Origin of the sequence: Fibrisoma limi BUZ 3 (assembly GCF_000296815.2) — a bacterium.
GTDB lineage: Bacteria > Bacteroidota > Bacteroidia > Cytophagales > Spirosomataceae > Fibrisoma > Fibrisoma limi.
In genome coordinates this window covers 633,434-655,145 of record NZ_CAIT01000009.1, presented here as the reverse complement: position 1 = coordinate 655,145, position 21,712 = coordinate 633,434, and the positions used below count along the sequence as shown (strand labels likewise).

Here is a 21,712-nt window from a genome sequence, read left to right as displayed (position 1 = left end):
CAAATCTCTATTCACAGTGAAAAAAGTTATTCTTACTGGCGTGGCCCTGATGGCCTTCGCAGCAGCGGGCTTCGCCCAGTCTAATCAGGCAACGGTTAATCAGGTGGGTGAGCAACAGACGGCTGCCCCAACTCAAACTGGTAACTCACAAGTGGTGAATATCAGTCAAAATGAAGGTGGTAGCGAAAACTACGGTAACCGCGCTGTTACAGTCCAGAATGCGTCGGGTGGTACTAACACCATCACTGTCAGCCAAGACAATGGTTCAAAAGCGAACCGGGCAGGTGTTACGCAGCAAAACGGAACTGATAATACCGCAACCGTAAGCCAAAGCAACAATAGTGGTGGTAACGCAAACGTAGTAGCGGATGACAATGCTGCCGCCAGCGGTGATGGTAACTTCATGGGCATTCTGCAGGATGGTTCCAGCAACGATGCTACAGTTAATCAAAATGCCAACAGCGTAAGGAACCAGGCAACAGTCTTCCAGTATGGCGTTGGAACTGGTAATGGAGCGACTGTAAACCAAAACAATGGTTCAACTGCTAACATAGCGACTGTAAATCAGGGAGCCTCAGGCGCAACCGTTTCCGATAACGTAGCAACGATTAACCAGTCAAATAACAGTACAGAAAACGAAGCCAGCATCACACAGCTAACTAGTGGCGCTGAAGCAACTATCAACCAGATAGATAATAGTGGCGGTGCGGGTATTGGCAATGAAGCCAGCATCTCGCAGGCAAGCGGAGCATCGGGAGCGGCTACAATTAATCAGACGAATATTTCTTATAACAACCTGGCCGCAGTGCAGCAATCAACCGGCGGGCACACTGCTACAATCAACCAAACGACGAACAGCCACGACAACCAGGCATTTGTTAACCAGTTTGGTGCTGGATCAGATCAAGCTACGATTGATCAGGTTTATGAAACAGCTAACAACACGGCTACGATTAATCAGGAGGCAACGCTAAGTGGAATTAACACAGCCAAAATTACGCAGCAAAGCGCCTATAATGATGGTAATGGTGGAAACCAGGCAACGATCAATCAGCGCAACGGTTCTGGAAACACGGCTGAAATTGTACAGGGCAAAGTTGGTGAAGCCATTGGTGGTGATATTGCCAGCGGTAACGTCGCTACACTTACTCAGGATGGAAGTTCCAACACGGCTAAACTGTATCAGGCAGGTGATTTGCACGAGGCTACAATTACGCAAACAGGTAATGGTAACGTAGTTCAAGGGACTGGCGAGAACAGCACAGACCCCACTTTCGCTACGCAATTAGGCGTTGATAACACGCTGACTATAAGCCAGACTAATAACGGCGCTGCCAATACTGCCAGCGTTTATCAGAACGGAACCGGCAACACGGCTACTATTACCCAGACTGGCGTACCCAATCCGTAATAGGCTTGATTCGTAAAAGCCGCCTGTATCAGCAGGCGGCTTGTCTTGGTTTTTCATACTTGTAAATTTTGCTATTTATGAAGAAAATCATACTAACCGGGTCGGCGCTGTTGCTTATGGCAGCCGCGGCTTCCGCGCAAAATACATCAACGGTTAACCAGAATGGTTCCAGCCAGCAAGCCCAGGCTGAACAGATTGGTAGTAATAGTCAAACGTCCAACATTCAGCAGATGCAGGGCGCCCAGACAAACTACGGTAACTACGCGGGTACGTTTCAGAACGGAAATACGACTGGGCCCAATACGGCAACAGTGAACCAGAAAGAGGGTTCGCAGGGTAACCGGGCGGGTGCTACTCAGAATGGAGCCAACAATACGTCGGAGATCAACCAGAACGGTACCGCTACCGGTTTAAGTGGTGGTTTGACGTCAGGGACTGGCGCTACTCAGGGGGGCGCGGCCGGATCAGGGAACTTTGCCGGAACGCAGCAGCAGGGCACCTATAGCACGGCTAGTATCAATCAGAACGGTGGCGTGTTGGGTGGTAGCACAAGCAACAACGCCGAGGTACGCCAGAACGGTAACGGTGGTTCGACTACTGCCAATGCCGGTACTATCAACCAATCGAACAACTCGTCGGGCAACACAGCTGATATTTACCAGGGCTTTACGGGAGGTACTCCTGGAACAACTGTTAACAAAAACACCGCTACGGTCAACCAACAGGGAGGTGCTGCCGGAGCCAGCCAGGGTAACGAAGCGTCTATTACGCAAAGCAGCAACACCAACACCGCAACGGTTAATCAGAACAACGGCAGTGGTGGTGCCGGTATGCTGGGGAATGGTGCGACGGTAACGCAATCTGGATCAGCCGGTTCTACCGCAACCGTAGATCAGAACAATAACTCGGTTGATAACACGACGACAGTCGATCAGACAGGGGGTGGTTCACATACCGCTACGGTTAAGCAACAGGACAACAGTTCGACCAACAACGCAACCGTGACTCAGGGAGGAACTGGCAACACCGCAATGGCCAACCAAAATGGTGTTTTCGGGGGTAACGCCAGTTCTGGTAATACGTTAACCATCGATCAGACCGGTACCAGCCAGACGGCAACTACTAACCAGAACGCCGGTGCACTTGGTGTCAGCTCGGGTAATACGGCTACCACCACACAGCGGGGTACGCTCAATACGGCGACTGTTAACCAGAATAACAACAGTTCAGGCAATACGTCGACGATTACTCAGTACGGTTCGGGTAGCAACGCCAATACGGTAATCACGTATCAAAATGGTGCCACCGGTATTGAAACGAAAAACAACACGATTTCGGTAACGCAGGGTGCAGCAGGAGCAGCGAGAAACAATAACAGAGCGGTTGCTACTCAGCAGGGGATGTCGAATGAAATTACCATCTCACAAACTGGTAATAACAACTCAGCCGCTCCCTCTAGTCTGGCAACGGATCCAAATACGGCAACGGTAGATGCGTTAGGGGTTATTCAGGTTGGTAACGGAAATAGAACTACCGTTATCCAAAGCGGAAATGGGCAGCAGGCCAACGAGATTGAAGCCTTTGGTAACAATAATATCATAAATGTTAAGCAGGCGAGTGGTAATGCGAACATTGCTTTTATTCGTATGTCGCCATTGCGCGGAACAGGTAATGACAATAATAATATCTTAATTGATCAGAAAGGGAATGGTAATCACCGCGGTACTTTCAATCTGAGAGCAGCTAATTCAGGGGTAAATGCGCCAACGGACCCGAATTTCTCTATCACGCAGAATGGTAACCGTCAATGGGCCGGTGTTCAGGTGTTCGGGGATGCTGGATCGCCCACCGGAGCGCCTGGCGTAGATAACAAAGTGCTAATCTCTCAGGTTGGTCAGAACGCAAGTTCACAATTCCGAAACCGTGTTAATGCGGCCGTGAATGGAGATAATAATACAGTGATAATTAATCAGGATTCACAAGCTGGTAGCGCTGGTAACTGGGTCGGAAAGGCTGAAGATGGCTCGGGATCAGGGATTAACAACACCTCTAGAGGACTTTTTATTGGTGGCGATTATAACGAGGTCACTATAGCACAAACAGGTGGCATTACTACTGTAAACGAGGCCAACATAGCCATCCAGAGTGATGCAACAAGCTCGGCTACCAAGAACGAGGTTAAACTCACCCAGACTGGCGATGGTAACAAAGTTGGTACCGGTGGCGGTGGTGGCACAACCGTTGATCTCAACTCAGCACGGGGTCTTTACGTTTCGGGTAACTCGAACAAAGTGGACATCACGCAGGATGGTGGCGATGAAACCAAGGCCAAGCAGAACGGTGGTGATCAGCTTACCGTGAAGCAGCAGAATGGTGCTACCAGCACTACTAACCGCGTCTTGATCGATCAGGGTACCGGTAACCAGATTGCAACCATCACCCAAAACGGGAATGGTAACAAAGTCGGTGGCCTTGGTGGTGTCGATACGTTTGCTACGCAGAACGGGGGAAACAATACCGCTGATATTACGCAGACTGGTGCTGCTGTATCAAGCAACATCATGCTGCTGAACCAGACCGGAGCCGGGAACGTGGTAATGTCGCAGCAAGCTAACCCGTAAGCGTAAAACAGGTAACCAGTGTGGATGGTTAAACGGTTCATCGGGTTTGTGTTGCAGAATTCAGGCTCGGTGGCCGTTTTAACCCTAAAACTTCAAGGGTAAACCATGAAACGTAATCTACTTTGGCTAATCGCTTTCGTGCCGTTCGGCGCGTGGGCGCAATCCGGACAGGTCCAGACCCAGTCGGAAGCTCTGTGGCGTCCGGGAACGCAACTCTCCGACGAGACACAGGCTGTGCTGTCGCAATTTACGGGACAGACCACCACGGGCGGCTCACCGGAGATTGCCATCAGCCAGACGGGCGCGGGCAATGGCGTAAGCCTGTCCGGTTCGGGAACTGGTAACCGCCTGAGCTTTACGCAAAGCGGGAACAGCAATCAGCTTGGTCTGGAGTTGGTCGGCGATCAGAACACCTTCACGCTCGGGCAACTGGGCAACAGCAACACGCTGGACCTGCGCAACGTACGGGTCAGCAACGAGCAGCTTGAGATCACCCAGCGGGGCGACGGCAACCGACTGACCAGCGACGGCTATCCGTTCGCGACGGGCGTGCCCATCAAAGTGGAACAGTCGGGCGGGATGCAGTTACAAATCACCAACGTCCGATGAAACGCCAGTACGTCCGGTTCGTAGCCTTTCTGCTGGGGATGCTCGTCAGCGGAGTCTGTCTGGCGCAGGACCCGGAGGTAGAAGGCTTGGGCGATCTGAACGAGGTGCTGAAGGAGGAAACGCTCACCGAAGAAGGCGCCGAGAGCCTGCTGCTCGACAACACCCGCAGCAAAATCGGCCGCGATTTCTACGAAACGTTCTACAAAGCCTACGTCAATGCTCCGCCCTCGGCCCCGGCCGACACGAGCCAACTGGCCAGAAAACCCCTCGATTTTGAACTGGACGTGTTTCTGGTCACCATTGATGAGCTGCCCTCTACATCGGGTATCGGCAACATTGTATCCGTATCGGTCAACGATCAGTTGCTCTGGCAGCAGTTCGTCCAGGCTCGCCAGGACATCATCGAAGAGTACGCGCTGAATGCGGTCGAAACGATCCGTCAGTACATAATCAGTTACCGGGACACCCAGCAGCAACTGGGCGACGAAGACCAGAAAGGCTCCGGTATTTTCTGATGAATTAAGTGCCAACAATAGCTATAAAGTTTAAATTTTCTATCCATGAAACGAGTTCTACAGTGGAGCTGCTGGCTCCTGCTGGGCCTGCCCATGATGGCCCACGGTCAGCAGTTAATCTACCGCCCGGTGAACCCCTCGTTCGGCGGTAACACCTTCAATTACGCCTGGATGCTCAGCTCAGCCCAGGCGCAGGATAAGCTTAAAGACCCCAGCGTTCAGCGCACGACAACGTCGACCAATACCAGCCAGAATACCCTCAACAGCTTTGCCGAAAGTTTGCAGCGGCAGTTATTAAGCCGGATTACCACCAGCCTTGTTAATCAGCAATTTGGCGAGGAGGACATCAAGGAGGGAACGTATCGCTTCGGTGATTTTCAGGTCGATGTCACCAATGGAACCGACGGCATCATCATCCGCATCACGGATGGCCGGGGGGGCGAAACTACCGTTACGGTTCCTTATTTCTAAGCGGGGTCTTTTCTATCCACATCTTTTTCGTATTACATCATGACATTCCTACAGGGAAGAGCTATGCCCTGGGTAATAGTATCGGCATTGGGCTGGGTACTAACCGGGTGCAGTCCGTACTTTCAACAACCAACCCGCCCCCGGGCCGCCCGGCTGGGCGAAGAAACCGCCATTACGTCTGAACTCCGCCGACTGCCACCCGCCAAGGAAAAGGTAGTAGCGGCCGTATATAAATTCCGCGATCAGACCGGTCAGTACAAGCAATCGGAGGTCGGCTCTACGTTCTCAACTGCCGTATCGCAGGGCACGACCAACATTCTGCTGAAGGCGCTGGAAGAAAGCGGCTGGTTTACACCCATTGAGCGTGAAAACGTCGGTAACCTCCTCAACGAACGGAAAATCGTGCGCTCCAGCGTAGCGCAGTACAAAGACGGCGAGAACCTGCCACCGCTGCTGTTCGCCGGCGTAATCCTCGAAGGGGGCGTGGTTTCCTACGATGCCAACATCATTACGGGGGGGGCCGGATTGAAATATTTTGCCACGGGTGGTTCGACGCAGTACCGGCAGGACCGTGTAACGGTGTACCTGCGGGCGGTGGCCACCCGGTCGGGCAAAATTCTTAAAACGGTCTACACGTCGAAAACCATTCTGTCTCAGTCGGTCGATGCCGGCATTTTTCGATACGTCCGATTCAAGCGGTTGCTGGAGGCCGAAACGGGTTTCACGACCAACGAACCGGCGCAGATGGCCGTAACGGAAGCCATCGAAAAGGCCGTTCATTCGCTGGTAATCGAGGGCATTCGGGATGGACTCTGGACGGTGAGCGACAAAGCGGCTGCCCAGACAAAACCCCTGCTCGATGCTTACGACAAGGAAAAGACCGAGATGAGCGAAACGGACGTGTATGGTGTGCGGAAGTACGCGATGAACGCGCCGTTCTGGTGCCTGCAACCTTACGGGTCGGTTTGGCGGTACTCGGGTGACTACGGTCGGCGGGTGCTGGAAACGGGCTACGGTGCTTCGTTCGATTTTCATATTACGCCGGTTGTTGCTATTCAGATCAACGGCGGAGTTGGTACGTTGGCCAGCCGAGAAACGTTTCGTTCGAACGTCAGTACGCTGGACGCCAACCTCTTTTTCCGGATGCTGCCGTTCCAGCGTACCACTCCGTTTGTTTACGTTGGGGCGGGAATGATTTCCCGGCGCGGTAATTCAGCCTTCGAGTTGCAGGGCAGCCGCTACTACAAAATCAACAGCGGCATCGGGCTTCAGTACACACCCGCCAAGGCCTTCAGCATCCGGACAACGCTGGAATATGCACAACCCCTGACCGACGACCTCGACGGCATTACGGCTGGGCGCTTTAATGACTATTACCTGCGGGCATCGCTGGGGCTGGTGTTGAACCTGGGTCGTTTTACGTCCCCTAAACCTGATAACGCAGCGAAAAAGTAGGGGCAGATTTACGGTTTACGGTTCTCAAATCATGTCCAAGACGATAAACCGAAAAAGTAAACCGGTTCTGAAACACGTCATCCACAATCATTCCGGCTCAGGCCGTCTACTAATCTATTAGCTATAAATGAGACATTTGGTTGTAGTGCTTGGTATTCTTGCCAGCCTGGTACTCCTATGGGGGTGCGAAGAAGATACATTTGTTGAGCCGCGACAAGTTGGGTCCATTCGGGGCCAGGTACTGCTCAACGCCGACCGCCAGCCGGTCAGTGATGCGCTGGTGCGGCTTAGTCCATCTGGTCGGATTACCGAAACCGACTCAACGGGTAACTTTCGCTTTGACAGCGTACTGGCTGGTAAATACACTATTCAGGTATCGAAAGAAGGGTATCGTACCGAGGTTGCTACGGTCGAATCCGATCAGTCGCTGATTGCCGTCGTGACAGTGCTGCTGGTGAACGACCGGGCGCAGAATCGCCCGCCAACGGCGGCCTCGCAGCCCAGTCCGGCACCCGGTGCCACGCAGGTGCCCATCCGGCCAATATTGCGGTGGAAAGCAACTGACCCTAACCGAGATACCCTGACGTACGACGTATTGCTGTTCCGCGAAGGCAGCACGACACCAACGCGATCGTACACGGGCGTTCGGCAGGATACGCTGGTAGTCGACGACCTGGCCTACAACGCTACGTACTACTGGCAGGTCATCGTCAAAGACGGCGTCAACATGGTCAACAGCGATGTTTGGTCGTTTCGGACGGTGCCGTTCCCGGATTTTGCCTACGTATTTGCCCGACGTATCGACGGACGCTACCAGATTTTTACGGCGAACACGGATCGCGATGCCATTCAGTTGACCAGCGTCGGCAGCAACTGGCGGCCCATTGTAAGTCCGAACCGAGAGCAGATTGCGTTCATCTCGAACGCTGAAACGGAGCTTCACCTGTACGTCATGAATCGCGACGGTAGTAACATGCGCCGGGTGACCAACGTACCGATCGCGGGGTTGTCGGCAACGGACCTGTCGTTCTGCTGGTCTCCGGATGGAACGCAACTAGTATACCCGAGCAACGATAAATTATATGCTGTACGTACCGACGGGACCGGGCTCCGGGTGGTAGGGCAGGCTGCGCCCGGGCAGGCGTTTGCAGGCTGCGACTGGACCGGCGTCGGCAATCGCATCATAGCGCGACTGACGAACGGCAGCATCTATAACAATACACTCCTGTTGTTCTCACCGGATGGAGGTACGCCGGAACTGGTCTTCAGCAGACCGACCAGTCGGGTCAGCAATCCGGTCTTTTCAGTGGATGGTCGGCAGGTGCTGTTCTCGTACGACGTGAGCAACTTTTCGAATGAGCAGGGGCGGCAACTCGATGCGCGAATGACGCTTCTGACGCTTGCCACGGGTGATGTGGTGGATCTGTCGACCTTACGGGTCAACAACCAGAACGTCAACGTAAAGCCAACGGGTACAAACGACCTTGATCCGCGATTCTCACCGAATGGTTCGCGTGTCATTTTTACCAATACCGATAATACCGGCACCGGTCAGCGGAATGTGTTCATTCTGGACATCACCGGCGGTAACCGGACGCAGGTACTTTCCCAGGCAGAAATGCCGTATTGGCGGTAAAGCGTGCTCTTCACGCCGGACGGCTAATCCGGCGCGAATAGACTTTATAGCTAATAATGCAGTATCTGGCACTGCCCCTCCCTGAGCGTTGGCGGTGCCAGAACTTTTGTGGTTTGCGTGGCCGGTCAAACGTTTGTAATGTTGTTGTACATTCCTACAATTGACCTTATGAACGCTAACCTACTGATTCCGGTTTTCCTCCTGGCTGCGGCAGGGGCATCGGCCCAGACGCCAAATTATCCCACAATCGGTCAGATTGTGCGCGCCGACCCCCGAATCGATAAACTTATTCCCAAAGACGCGAAGATTGACGTGCTGGCTACCGGTTTCGAGTGGTCGGAGGGGCCGGTCTGGATCAAAAACGGCAACTACCTGCTGTTCTCCGACGTACCGGCCAACACCATATACAAATGGACCGAGAAGGAAGGCTGTCGGCCGTTTCTGAAACCTTCCGGATATACCGGCCTGCTCCCCTACGGCGATGAACCCGGCTCCAATGGACTGACGATTGATGCACAGGGACGGCTCATTGCCTGTGAGCATGGCGACCGACGGGTAACGGCCATGCCGCTTAGTGGGGGAGGTGGCAAAAAAACGCTGGCCGATACGTTCGAGGGTAAGCGATTTAACAGCCCTAACGACGTAGTGGCCCATTCCAATGGAAGCTATTACTTTACTGATCCACCGTACGGCCTGCCCAGGAAAGAAAAAGATCCTACGCGCGAGATTGACAAATTCGGTGTCTATCGTGTAGCGCCCAACGGCAACGTATCGAGGCTGGTCGATGACCTGACCCGCCCCAACGGCATTGCCTTATCTCCTGATGAAAAGACACTTTACGTAGCGCAGTCAGACCCTGAGAAGCCCGTTATAATGGCTTACCCCATTCAGGCAGACGGAGCCATCGGTAAGGGTACAATGATTTTTGGCCCCGACGGATTAAAGAAACAGGGGCTACAGGGCGGTTTCGATGGCCTGAAACTTGACCGCGACGGTAACATCTGGACGACCGGGCCGGGCGGGGTATTGGTACTATCACCAAAGGGAGAATTTCTGGGACATATCAACATCGGGGGTGCTACGGCCAACTGCGCCTGGGGAGACGATGGGTCTACGCTTTATATCACCGCCGATATGTACCTCTGCCGGGTCAGAACCACGGCGAAAGGCTGGTAACGTCCTGGCCATGTAAATTGCAAGTATTGAATGAATTACTGGATTACCCTAACATTAAGAAACAGCACGAACCATTCGTCTTTGCTTTTGCTATCTTTGTAAGGGATTGAGCTGCGTAGCTTGGATTTAGGATATATATTCTCATGTTGGAGAATCGTAAGTATGTCATCATCGGCGTCTTCTGCCTCGTCGGACTGACGTATTTGACTCGTTTGTTTTACCTGCAGGTACTGGATGATAGTTATTCGCTTGGGTCGTCGAAGAACTCAATCAAGCGGGTTATTGAAATACCGTACCGCGGACAGATTTATGATCGAAGCGGGAAGCTGATCGTTTACAATACGCCCGTTTACGACCTGTACGTCACGCCCAAAAAAGTCAGGATTCCGGATACATTGGCTTTCTGCCGGATGATGGATATCACCCTGTCGGAATTCGACAGCATCATGGGGCTGGCTAAAAACTACTCGCCGGTTAAACCGTCGCTGTTTCTACGGCAGTTGTCCAAGGAAGATTTTGCCCGCATTCAGGATGCACTGGTTGATTACCGGGGTTTTGAGCCGGTCATCAGCTCCATGCGAACGTATCCGGCCCAGACGTTGTCCAATGCTCTCGGGTACGTCAGTGAGGTTACCAAAAAACAACTGGACGAGCAGGAAATTCCCTATTACCGCCAGGGGGATTACATTGGACATAACGGACTTGAAGAGCAGTATGAAGAACAGCTTCGGGGTCGGCGGGGCGTGAAGTTCATCATGCAGAATGTGCGGGGCGTCAACAAAGGCTCATGGAAGAATGGTGCATTTGATACACTGGCCGTGGCTGGGCAGAACCTCATTACCGGTATTGATCTGGAAGCTCAGAAGTATGCCGATAGCCTGATGCAAAACAAAGTGGGCAGCGTAATCGCCATCGAACCATCGACGGGCGAAATTCTGGTGTCGGTGTCGGCTCCGAGCTACGATCCAAATATGCTGTCGAGCCGGTTCTTTTCGAAGAACTACCGGGCGTTAATGAAAAATCCGCATAAGCCGCTGATTAACCGACCAATCATGGCGAGCTACCGGCCGGGGTCAACTTTCAAGCTTATTCAGGCCCTGGTGGCACAGCAGCAGGGAACGCTCTCGACCCATACTGTTTACGGTCACGGCGGCTCTCCCATGCGCTGCCACTGCCGCGGAGGGCAGGACCTGCGCGGAGCCGTGCAGTACTCGTGTAACCCCTATTTCTACAACGTATTCCGCCGAATGATCTACAACAACGGCGAACGGAACACGTTCCGGGCTTCGGCCATTGGCTTGCAGGAGTGGCACGACTGGGTCGAAAAGTTTGGTATTGGGCAGCGGCTGGGTGTCGATCTGCCGAGCGAACTGAAGGGTAATCTGCCCACGGTTAACTATTACGATAAGGTGTACGGTGGTCAGAATCGCTGGAAGTTTTCTAACGTGTATTCGCTCAGTATCGGCGAAGGTGAGTTACTCATCAGCCCGCTGAAGCTGGCTAACCTGGCCGCTATTATTGCCAATCGTGGCTACTACATCACCCCCCACTACATCAAGGGTTTCGGGAAAGAGGGCGCTGGTGTACCGGCCGAATACGTCAAACACCACGAAATTGGGATCGAACGGGAATACTATTTGCCCGTCATTGACGGGATGCGCCGGGCGGTGGTAGCCGGTACGGTGACCCCTCTCGTCAACACAACCAATATTGATCTGTGTGGAAAGACGGGTACGTCGCAGAACGCAAAATACGGCCATAAATATGACCACTCCATCTTCGTCGGATTTGCTCCGATGAATAACCCTAAGATTGCAATTGCCGTGTTCGTTGAGCGTGCCGGCTGGGGTGGGGGCGCTGCCGCATCCGTGGCGGCTCTGGTGGCTGAACGGTATCTGAAACGCCGGACGGAGGCCAAAAAACTCGAAGAACGGGTAATGGCCACCGCCAGTTTGCCGCCTATTAATCAGGCCCCCAAAACCAAGGTACCTGCCCCGAAAAAAGATTCGAGTCGCAAGTCGGTGGATTCGGCTAAACCACTGATGACGAACACTAAACCGAAATCGGTTACCGCGCCCGCAGTCGCGAGTGGTAATTAATATGAATCGTACAGATCCCTTCGCCCGCAATATTGACTGGCTGACGCTGATTCTGTACCTGGGCTGCGTCATGATCGGCTGGCTCAATGTCTACGCGGCCGTGTATAGTCCCGAGGATCATACCAACCTGTTCGATTTATCGACTAACGCCGGTAAGCAGCTTATGTGGATCGGTACCACGGTGATCCTGGTTATCTGTGTCCTGGTTATTCACCACCGCTTCTACGATTCGTTTGCGTACATTATCTACGGTTTTTTGATTTTGATGCTGTTGCTGGTGCTGGTAGCCGGTAGCAATATCAACGGGTCGCGGTCGTGGTTCAAACTGGGGTCGTTTACAATCCAGCCAGCCGAGTTTGCCAAAGTGGCTACCTCACTGGCCATCGCCAAGTACCTCGACAGCCCGACGATCAATCTGACGAAACAAAAAGATTTGCTGTATATCGGCGGAATGATTGTGCTGCCCTGCCTGCTCATTCTGGCGTCGCACGAAGCGGGGCAGATGCTCGTTTTTGCGTCATTTCTGGTGGTGCTTTACCGCGAGGGTTTGCCTGGCTGGATTCCGATGACGGTGATTGCCGCGGCTGCCCTGCTGATTTTGGGCCTGGCGCTTCCAAATATGGTGCTGTTTGTTGGACTGGTGGGTTTGTGCGGACTGGTTATCCTGTTGTTGCCTCGCTACAACCGTACTCCGCGCAACATGCTGATTATCGGCGGTATCGGCATGTTGGCTATGGCCTACGCTACCAGTACGGAGTTTCTGGTGGAGAATGTGCTGGAAAAACACCAGCGCAACCGTATCAAAGTGTTACTCGACCCGACCATCGATCCCCTGGGCGTGGGCTGGAACGTAACGCAGGCAAAAATTGCCATCGGTTCCGGGCGGCTCCAGGGGAAAGGCTTTCTGGAAGGTACGCAGACAAAGTTTGACTTCGTACCGGAACAAAGCACCGACTTCATTTTCTGTACCATCGGCGAAGAGCATGGTTTTATCGGCAGTGCCATTGTAATTGGGCTGTTCGTCGGCCTGCTGTGTCGAATTGTCATTCTGGCCGAAAAACAGCGGAGCAAATTCGCCCGGGTATACGGCTATTGCGTGGTGGGCATTATTTTCTTCCACGTACTGGTCAACGTCGGTATGACCATCGGCCTGATGCCCGTAATCGGTATTCCGCTGCCGTTCTTTAGTTATGGCGGTTCATCGCTCTGGTCGTTCTCCATTCTGCTGTTCATCTTTCTGAAGCTCGATTCGCGCCGGACCAGTATGATGTCGCGGATATAAGTCACGATTTGCAGGCAGTGGCGGGTAGGCTTTTACAGCTTACCCGCCACTGCTTTTTTTTATAACTGAGCTTCAGCCATTGGTAATGATTGCTTATTGTTTTTATAAGTGTGGTTTGAAATACGGAATTGCCCGAAGAGCTACTCCGTCGTCAGTTACATTTACAACTGTATTGTTTACTAGTGTGATTTTTGCCCAGACAGGGTCATATCCATAAATAGCTTCTGTGCCAGGTGGATACCCCTTTTTTGCATTAATTTTGTCAACAAGCAAAAATTCGCGAAGATGATTAATCATATTATCTACACATTTTTCTTCTCCTTTGAGAAAGGACTCACCGCCATTATAAACAGCAACCTCGCGCTTGCCAATAGTTGTTATGTAAGTCGGTAGTCCACCCTTAATTGAATTAGCAGAAATAGTAGCACTTACAAAGACAAAGGTTGTATCCTTCATCCTTTGAATGGCCACTATAGGTAATGCATGCTCTTCTACTTGGCCAATATACTTTTTCAGGCATTTATCTAAGTCTTTATTTTTCAACTCAAATTTAGACATATAGCATGGCTGAAAAGTATGCTCTGCTTTTTTGTTAAATTGTTGAGAAACATCAACCAATGTGCTTAAAAAAGTTAAAGCCACTGAAGTCCACATTATCATATCAATTTAGCTCGAAAAGATTTTTTGCTAAAATACAGTCGTACGCATTACTTCTGTTGTTATCAATCTTACTGGGCGTTCCGCCAGGATTGACTCTCCAAACACCCTCACTTGTTATCGCATAGTTAGGTACATTGAACGTCACACCATTAAATGCATCATCGCTTGACATGTTATCATGTTGCGTACCTGGTGGATGAGTATGAATAATAGCTTGTATGGTAGCGAGCTCTCCATTCATATAGAAATAATGTAAGTATCCCTAAAATTCGGACAGTTTTGAATTAGAGAAAAATGCTAATTTTAAACTGATTCCCATGAAAAAGACCCGATTCACCGAATCCCAAATTGTCAAAATCCTTAAGCAGCAGGAGAATGGCATCCCCACCAAGGAAATTTGCCGCGAACATGGCATTTCTGAAGCTACTTTTTATAATTGGAAGAGCAAGTATGGTGGTATGGAAGCTTCCGATGTCAAACGGCTCAAAGACCTCGAAGAGGAGAACGCTCGCTTGAAGAAGATGTACGCTGATCTGGCGATGGACAATCAAATCCTGAAGGATCTGTTCACAAAAAAAGGTTGGGCCCTGCCACCAAAAGGCAATTAGCCGAGGAGATTGTTCAGGAGCACGCTATTCCCGTGAGCAGGGCCTGTCAGCTAGTGTCTTTACCGCGTTCGCAATTCTATTATAACACCAGGAAGGATGATACGGCTGTGATTGAGGTATTGCAGGATTTGGCTTTTGCCCATCCTTCGTATGGGTTCCGGAAACTGTTTGCCTATATCCGAAGATCTGGCCAGACCTGGAATCATAAAAAGGTGTATAGGATTTATAAACTGCTCAAGCTGAATAGAAAACGTAAGGGGAAGCGTAGGCTGCCAACTCGAGTGAAGCATCCGCTGCAACAACAGACCGCAATTAACAGCAGTTGGAGTATGGATTTCATGAGTGATACGATGGTAGGTAACCGTAAATTCCGGACGTTCAACGTCATCGATGATTGTACGAGGGAGGTGCTGGCGATTGAGATCGACACCTCACTTTCCAGCAAAAGGATCATCCGAACGTTGGAACGGGTGATAAAAGAACGAGGAAAGCCCAAGACCATTCGAACCGACAATGGCCCGGAATTTACTTCGGGTGATTTTGAGCTTTGGTGTAGGGGCGAGAAGATTGAGATTCAATACATCCAGCCAGGCAAACCGATGCAAAATGGGTACGTTGAACGGTTCAATCGACTATACCGGGAGGCTATTTTGGATGCTTACCTATTTTTTGACCTTGAACAGGTCCGGCAATTGACGAGCGATTGGATAGAGGAATATAATCTAAGAAGACCCCATGAGTCATTGGGTAATCTCACGCCCGAAGAGTGGAAAAGCAGGGTGATTGAAAACGAAGAAACTCTAATTGGTACTGTCTGAGATTAGGGGTACTTACAATAACGCTTTCCATCTGGGCCAACAGGATAGTCACTAGGTTTACCCACATAATAGGTAGTATTTGTATTCTCACTATCATCAAGCCAAAAGATGCCTTTGTCTGTTACAAAAGCGACCTGCTCTTTGTGTCGTGTCTCTTGCGCACGATACATATTGTAAAATACAGTTTTGCTGTTTTGACAATAATCTCTACTAACTTTTTTTGCATTTAATAACTGTTTAGGAACCGCATCATAGATCGGCTCTCCACCACCCCCACCTGGATCAGGGGGGCTTGGTCCAACATCCAAACAGGTGTGCCACCACCTTGTCCACCGTTATCGCCCCCAATGTAGCTGCCCCAATATGTTCCCTGCTGTGTTCGCTGAATATGCACGGTTACTGCTTGGCCGGTGTGCTCCCAGGCGATAGGCCCATCTTCAAGATTCAATTGTAGGTCAGGTTTCGGTACAATGATTTTGAGTCATCAAAAAAAATCAGGTACGCCGTGCAACCAGCCCCGGCCTGCTTATCATCTACTGGTCAGAATACACAGTGAGACCCGTTCCTAAACCCTTACTTTTCGTATTCATACCGACAACAGTAAACAACAAATACAACTGAATCATGAAAGCCGTACAACACATCCTGACCGCATCCTTCCTGATTGCTTCAACCGTTGCTTTTGCTCAGCAAAGCGACACCACCAGGGCCGAAATCAACGTTAAAGCAAAACCCTCGCGAACTGTTGAACGCATCGCCGACGATCTCCACATCTACGTTGGCTTCAACAACGTGGGTGGCTCGGTTCCGGCTGACTACGAATTTCGGCCGGTTGGTTCCCGCTTCGTCGCTTTATCGTGGCAATACCGGGTGCCGCTGGCTGTAAAGGGTAGCACCAAGCTCCGGCTTTTTACGGGACCCGAGGTAGCCTGGAACAACTTTATGTTTGACGGGCAGAACAAGCTGGTCGAGCGAGACAATCAGCTTGTTGTGGAACCAGCCGCCGAAGAACTGAAAAAGTCAAAGTTAACCACGGCGCAACTCAACCTGCCGGTTATTCTGAACGTAACGTTTCGGTCGGGACTGTCGCTGGGTGTCGGCGCATACGCCGGGCTGCGACTCGATAGTTACACCAAAGTGAAGCCGGTTAGTGGCTCTGCTGTCCGAACCCACGGCTCCTATAACCTGAATCCGTTGCGCTGGGGCCTGACTACCGAACTTGGTTTCTGCCGGCATACCCGCCTGTTTGTCCGCTACGAGCCGAACAGCCTGTTCAGAGCAGGGGAAGGACCAGACATGAACGTCTGGTCGGCTGGCATCAAATTGTAATTTGCCAATAGCGCCCAAAAGCCAAGGATGAATTGTCCGCAGGATTTCTACATCCTGCGGACATCAGAAAACGGCTTCAAGATGCCAATGGATAAGCCTCCTCAGCGCCTACTCTTCTATCACCTGGTACCTGTAGCAAACGGTCTTAAAATTTATTGAAAAATAATTGTAGCGGTATGCAACATTGAGCAACTGACTTCACTCTTTAGCTCGCATTCCCTTCATCAATCAATAAGCCCGTTGCATAATCCGTTCATACAGCTCAATAGACCGCTTGTGTAAGAACAGGTACTTTGTGATGCATACTACCTACTTTTGCAATGTACTTACGCAGCAGATCTAATAGAACCTTTCTCTAACAAAGCAGCACGTATGAAACCGATATATACTTTTTTAGCGGTTATTCTGGTAACGGTAACAACCACATTCGGACAAATTCCAACCCGCGGCAAAGTTTCCGGACAGGTTGGAACAGTAGCCGGTAAACCTCTTGAATTTACGACCATGATGCTGCTGAAGGCGAAAGACTCTACTCTGGTGAAAGGGGCTGTCAGCGACGCCGGCGGTAAATACGAATTTGAAAACGTAGGCGCTGGCGAATACGTAGTAGCTGCGCAGCAGATTGGCTACCGTAAGACGTACAGCCAGCGGTTTTCGGTAGACGAGGCTCATCCGGCAATTGAGGTACCGGCGCTGGCTATGACTGACGAAACCAAAAGCCTGTCGGAAGTGAAAGTCGTAGCTAAGAAGCCGTTCATTGAACAGCAGGTAGATCGTACGGTCGTAAACGTTGAAAACAGCATCGTGGCCAGCGGCAACACAGCCCTGGAAGTACTCGAAAAAGCGCCTGGTGTAACCATCGACCGCCAGAACGATCAGATACAATTAAAAGGGAAGTCGGGAGTAATCGTCTACATCGACGGCAAACAAACGTACCTGTCAGGCCAGGAGGTAGCTAACCTGCTGAAAAATACGCCGAGCGATAACATCGAGAAGATTGAGATCATTACGAATCCCGGCTCTAAGTACGACGCGGCTGGTAACTCGGGGATCATCAACATCAAGATGAAGAAGAACAAAAACTTCGGTACGAATGGTACGTGGGTAGCCGGATTGGGTATGGGCCGCTTCGAGAAGTATAATACGAGCCTGAACCTGAACCACCGCGAAGGAAAGATCAACGTATTTGGTAACTACAGCTACTTCCACAACCGGCGCTTTCAGGAAAATGAGTTGAACCGTATCATTCCGTTTAACGGCACGGTTACGTACTTCGACCAGAAATCGTACCGGCCGAATCGCTTCGACGGGCATAACTACCGCGCTGGTCTGGACTACTTCATCAGTAAGAAAAGCACGATTGGGGTACTGGCTACGGGATTTATCAACGACTGGAATCAGTACAATGCCGTCAATAACACCATCATTCGGAACGCTGCCGGTGAAATTACGCTGAAGCCGACAACGGCCGTGACGGTGCAGAACAAATGGACGAACCTGACCGGCAACCTGAACTACAAGTACGAATTCAACGGCAAAGGCCGCGAGCTAACTGCCGACATGGATTACTCTCGCTACAACGGTGATTCGTATAATAATCTGGTGACGACGTACCTCAATGCCCAGAATGAGCCAGCGCAACCAACCGAAACCGTTCGCAACGACATGCCGTCGGTAATCGACATCTGGGCGTTCAAATCAGACTACGTGCACCCGACGAAGAAAGGAAAATGGGAAACCGGTATCAAGAGCAGCTACGTACAGTCAGACAATAACCTGGTGTTCGAGAATCTGCTCGATGGCCGCTGGGTACTGAACGAAAACCAGAGCAACCGCTTCAAATACCAGGAAAATATCAACGCAGTGTATGCCAACTACTCGGGTAAGCTGGACAAGAAAACGAGTTTGCAGTTCGGTCTGCGGGTTGAGCAGACGCACTCAAAAGGCAATTCCGTAACGCTGAACCGCATCGTAGACCGGAACTATACCAACCTGTTTCCGACGCTGTTCCTGTCGCGCCAACTCGATACCAACAACGTGTTGAACTTCTCGTACAGCCGCCGGATCGACCGCCCGAATTACCAGAATTTGAACCCGTTCCGGTTCTACCTCGACCCGTACACGTACCAGCAGGGCAACCCGTATCTGAAACCACAGTTCACGAACTCGTTCCAGTTGACGCACGTGTATAAGGGATCGTTCTCGACGTCACTGTCGTACAGCCGGACCACGGACGTGATCGTAAACGAAGTGCCGGGCCAGATTCCGGAGCAGAACATTACCTACGTAACGTCCGACAACCTGGCGACGCAGGATAACGTGAGCCTGACGATGAGTTTCCCGCTGCCGATCCGGAAGTGGTGGAATATGCAGAACAACATTACGGTGTTCTACAACAAGTTCGATTCGCCCTACCTTGGTGCGCAGTACAACGTAGACTTCGTAGCCTACAACCTGTATTCATCAAACACCTTCACGCTGGGCAAAGGATTCTCGGCCGAATTGGCGGGGTGGTACAACTCAAAGGGGCTATATGGTTTTTATCGCTACCAGCCGCAGGGCGCCTTCAGTATCGGTCTGCAAAAGACGATCCTGAACAAGAAGGGTACGCTGAAACTGAACGTAAACGATCCTTTCTGGCTGAATCAGTTCAAAGGATACGCCAAATACCAGGACATTGATTTCCGGATAACATCCCGCTGGGAGAGCCGGGTAGCCCGCGCTACGTTCACCTACCGTTTCGGTAACCAGAACGTAAAAGCTGCCCGCCAGCGTAGCACCAGTACGGAAGCTGAGCGCAACCGGGCCGGTGGCGGCAGCAACTAAGCCTGCTGGAACAGACGGACACAGATACTAAAGAGCATAGAGTTTAGTTTAGGTTAAGAAAACGTGAAAGCCAGTCCCGCATTGAGGGCTGGCTTTTTTGTGTTTGAACATTTAAGGATACTTCCAGTTAGCATAGCGGACAAATTACCAACGCTATGAAAACCATCGTTCTGGTTGTAAGTACACTCACGTTAATCACCATCGAAAGTCAGGCGCAGCAGGCATCGAATGCCGCGCCTAAGTCAGTAAGCGTAGCACAGGGGGCTGTAGCTCGCTGGGCCGGAAACTGCAAACGATGCAGCTTTGAAAAGCGGGCCTGGGAGGCTGTTAATGGAACCTGCTATTATCCCGTCGATATGGAAATGAAGCCCGGTACGTATACCATCTCGCGCCGGACAACCGGTGGACGACTCGAGAGCGCAAAACTTACCGTCACCGAAAAGCCCTGCGTTCAGGAAGATATCAAAGACTTTGCAAAGAAAGAGTATGTCAACGTATCGACTGAAAACCAGACGCGGCACCGGAAGGAGATGGCCGTTGTGGAACCGTTGTTAACTTATAAAGCTGATGTGCGCCCGGCCGTGTTTGATATTCCGGTTGGTAAGCCGACCAATCCGCTGCCCAAAGGCCAGGGGAATTTTGGGGCCTGTCGCAGCTTCGACGGTCAACCCCGCGACCGGCATACGGGCCAGGACTACGAAGTCAGTGCCGGGAAGCCTGTGCTAAGCGTTGGAAACGGGCGGGTACTACTGGCAGCTAATCACTTTTTCAGTGGTAACTCGGTATACATCGACCACGGAAATGGCCTGATCAGCGAATATTTCCATTTGAAAAGTTACGACGTTAAGCCGCAGCAGACCGTCACGAAAGGCCAGAAAATTGGCGTTGTTGGGGCTACCGGACGAACCACAGGGCCACACCTGCACCTTGGTGCCCGCTGGCACGGGGCTCGTATCAACCCTGGTTATTTACTGATTGACCCCGCCGATATGCCGGAAGTGAAGTAAACTGGTGAGGCTTGAGGCAAGCCCCACGTTCTTAGAGCTGAGCGTACCACGCTTTCCGTATCTCAATCAGTAGGTGTTCAATACGTACCAGGTCCGGGCGGGCGGGTAGGGGACTTGCGGTAGCGGCTGCTTCAACAGCCGCTACTTTCTGCTCCGCCTGCGCGATCAGGTCGTCGTATTCGTAGGCACCGGCCCGGATACGTAACAACTCGTCGCGGTTGGGCCGCCGGACAATCACCTGACCGGTTTGCAGAATCTCGGCGGCCATGTCGAGGAGCCGGAACGTATGCATCATATTCTTGGCATCGTAATTTTTGCCGTGTTCGAGCGTGTTCTGATAACGGGTTTCGTTTCGTTTTTCTACCCACTCCCAGTACTCCCGGTAGTCTTTGCAATAACTTGAGTAGCCGTCGTGGTTGACGTAGAGAAAAGCCGATGGATTCATCTTCTTCGGAACACTGCTGAGCGAAACTTCGTCGGCTTCGGGGTATTTAATAATGCCCGGAAATTTGAGGGTAGCGGTGGTATCGTAATAGAGCGCATACACGTCGCGGGCGTGTGGAATACTGACCAGTCCACATTGCGCCTGATGCCAGTGCCGTTCGGCTAAGTAATCGAGAAGGGGACGAGAAGCCGATGACGGGTTGTTCTGTTCGGCCATCACGTAGCAGAAGTGAAGCAGCGATTTCCGATCCTTTGGTACCGGATTTAAAATTTTCTTATTGAGACCGCGGGCTTTTTTGATCTGACTCACCGCATAACCCGCAAAGGTGTCTTTGCACAAACGCGACAGAAAATCGCCCGGTTGCAGCCGATCCATGAGCGGATGGCGATACAGCACGCAGTCGTCGGGTGCGCAGAGCAGTTCCAGAATGTTCGGATTATTTTTAGCGAGCAGCTCCACAAATCGGCGGAGTTCATAAAACACTACATCATTGCGGTCGTCGTTGACCTGCTCTATGTAGTGCAGGCCATACAAATCATCCTGAGGGATCACAAAGACGCCCCGAATATCAGTATCTGAGGTGGGAAGATTGGTACCGTAGGCCTTGCTGCCACTGATGCATTCGAACAGAATAAGGTTGCGTTCGCGCAGATCCTGAATAGTCATGGGGCAAAATACCCATAAAAAAGATAAGGTCCCCTGATCGAAGCAGAGGACCCTATACTGACTATTCCTAAACCCTTA

17 protein-coding genes are annotated in these 21,712 nt (G+C 51.4%); 14 read left to right on the top strand and 3 right to left on the bottom strand.

Features of this window, described 5'->3' with window-relative positions:
• Window positions 1-16: 16 nt before the first annotated feature.
• The 10 genes from BN8_RS22285 (at window position 17) to rodA (ending at window position 13,275) form a co-directional block, all read left to right on the top strand.
• The gene (locus BN8_RS22285; RefSeq protein ID WP_040006444.1) at window positions 17-1,411 is read left to right on the top strand and encodes a beta strand repeat-containing protein; all 1,395 of its coding nucleotides are present in this window, start codon (window positions 17-19) and stop codon (window positions 1,409-1,411) included.
• A 77-nt stretch (window positions 1,412-1,488) separates the two neighbouring features.
• On the top strand, window positions 1,489-4,032 hold the full coding sequence (locus BN8_RS31995) for a beta strand repeat-containing protein (protein WP_009284201.1): 2,544 nt from the start codon (window positions 1,489-1,491) through the stop codon (window positions 4,030-4,032).
• 105 nt (window positions 4,033-4,137) lie between these two features.
• The gene (locus tag BN8_RS22275; RefSeq protein WP_009284200.1) at window positions 4,138-4,641 is read left to right on the top strand and encodes a hypothetical protein; all 504 of its coding nucleotides are present in this window, start codon (window positions 4,138-4,140) and stop codon (window positions 4,639-4,641) included.
• A complete protein-coding gene (locus BN8_RS22270; RefSeq protein ID WP_009284199.1) occupies window positions 4,638-5,156 on the top strand; it encodes a CsgE family curli-type amyloid fiber assembly protein in 519 nt (172 codons plus the stop codon). Before BN8_RS22275 ends, BN8_RS22270 begins: the two co-directional genes overlap by 4 nt.
• Window positions 5,157-5,201: 45 nt before the next feature.
• Window positions 5,202-5,627, top strand: coding sequence for a curli production assembly/transport component CsgF (locus tag BN8_RS22265; RefSeq protein ID WP_009284198.1), 426 nt, complete (start codon window positions 5,202-5,204; stop codon window positions 5,625-5,627).
• A 39-nt stretch (window positions 5,628-5,666) separates the two neighbouring features.
• On the top strand, window positions 5,667-7,082 hold the full coding sequence (locus BN8_RS22260) for a CsgG/HfaB family protein (RefSeq protein WP_144051797.1): 1,416 nt from the start codon (window positions 5,667-5,669) through the stop codon (window positions 7,080-7,082).
• A gap of 127 nt (window positions 7,083-7,209) precedes the next feature.
• Window positions 7,210-8,718, top strand: a complete 1,509-nt coding sequence (locus BN8_RS22255; RefSeq protein WP_009284196.1) for a carboxypeptidase regulatory-like domain-containing protein — start codon at window positions 7,210-7,212, stop codon at window positions 8,716-8,718.
• A 168-nt stretch (window positions 8,719-8,886) separates the two neighbouring features.
• Window positions 8,887-9,894: an SMP-30/gluconolactonase/LRE family protein gene (locus BN8_RS22250; RefSeq protein WP_040006723.1), complete on the top strand. Its 1,008-nt coding sequence runs from the start codon at window positions 8,887-8,889 to the stop codon at window positions 9,892-9,894.
• 143 nt (window positions 9,895-10,037) lie between these two features.
• A complete protein-coding gene (locus BN8_RS22245; RefSeq protein ID WP_009284194.1) occupies window positions 10,038-11,993 on the top strand; it encodes a penicillin-binding transpeptidase domain-containing protein in 1,956 nt (651 codons plus the stop codon).
• 1 nt (window position 11,994) lies between these two features.
• Entirely contained in the window at window positions 11,995-13,275 is a 1,281-nt protein-coding gene (gene rodA, locus BN8_RS22240; RefSeq protein ID WP_009284193.1) for a rod shape-determining protein RodA, read from the top strand.
• A 102-nt stretch (window positions 13,276-13,377) separates the two neighbouring features.
• Here the strand turns inward: rodA and BN8_RS22235 are convergent, their stop codons facing one another.
• Window positions 13,378-13,929 carry a hypothetical protein gene (locus tag BN8_RS22235; protein WP_144051796.1) on the bottom strand — a complete coding sequence of 184 codons (552 nt, stop codon included), beginning with the start codon at window positions 13,927-13,929 and terminating at the stop codon, window positions 13,378-13,380.
• Window positions 13,930-14,252: 323 nt separating this feature from the next.
• Here BN8_RS22235 and BN8_RS22225 point away from each other — a divergent pair.
• A protein-coding gene (locus BN8_RS22225) for an IS3 family transposase (RefSeq protein ID WP_374755517.1) occupies window positions 14,253-15,361 on the top strand; the annotation gives its coding sequence in 2 pieces (ribosomal slippage) (window positions 14,253-14,514 and window positions 14,514-15,361; 1,110 coding nt in all).
• 2 nt (window positions 15,362-15,363) lie between these two features.
• Here BN8_RS22225 and BN8_RS32995 read toward each other — a convergent pair.
• On the bottom strand, window positions 15,364-15,669 hold the full coding sequence (locus BN8_RS32995) for a hypothetical protein (protein WP_144051795.1): 306 nt from the start codon (window positions 15,667-15,669) through the stop codon (window positions 15,364-15,366).
• 316 nt (window positions 15,670-15,985) lie between these two features.
• Here BN8_RS32995 and BN8_RS22215 point away from each other — a divergent pair, with 316 nt between their 5' ends.
• The 3 genes from BN8_RS22215 (at window position 15,986) to BN8_RS22205 (ending at window position 20,523) form a co-directional block, all read left to right on the top strand.
• Window positions 15,986-16,690: an outer membrane beta-barrel protein gene (locus BN8_RS22215; RefSeq protein ID WP_009284192.1), complete on the top strand. Its 705-nt coding sequence runs from the start codon at window positions 15,986-15,988 to the stop codon at window positions 16,688-16,690.
• Between the two features lie 372 nt (window positions 16,691-17,062).
• Window positions 17,063-19,516, top strand: a complete 2,454-nt coding sequence (locus BN8_RS22210) for an outer membrane beta-barrel family protein (protein WP_009284191.1) — start codon at window positions 17,063-17,065, stop codon at window positions 19,514-19,516.
• Window positions 19,517-19,671: 155 nt separating this feature from the next.
• Window positions 19,672-20,523: a M23 family metallopeptidase gene (locus tag BN8_RS22205; protein WP_009284190.1), complete on the top strand. Its 852-nt coding sequence runs from the start codon at window positions 19,672-19,674 to the stop codon at window positions 20,521-20,523.
• A gap of 31 nt (window positions 20,524-20,554) precedes the next feature.
• Here the strand turns inward: BN8_RS22205 and BN8_RS22200 are convergent, their stop codons facing one another.
• A complete protein-coding gene (locus BN8_RS22200; RefSeq protein ID WP_009284189.1) occupies window positions 20,555-21,634 on the bottom strand; it encodes a nucleotidyltransferase domain-containing protein in 1,080 nt (359 codons plus the stop codon).
• Window positions 21,635-21,712 lie beyond the last annotated feature (78 nt).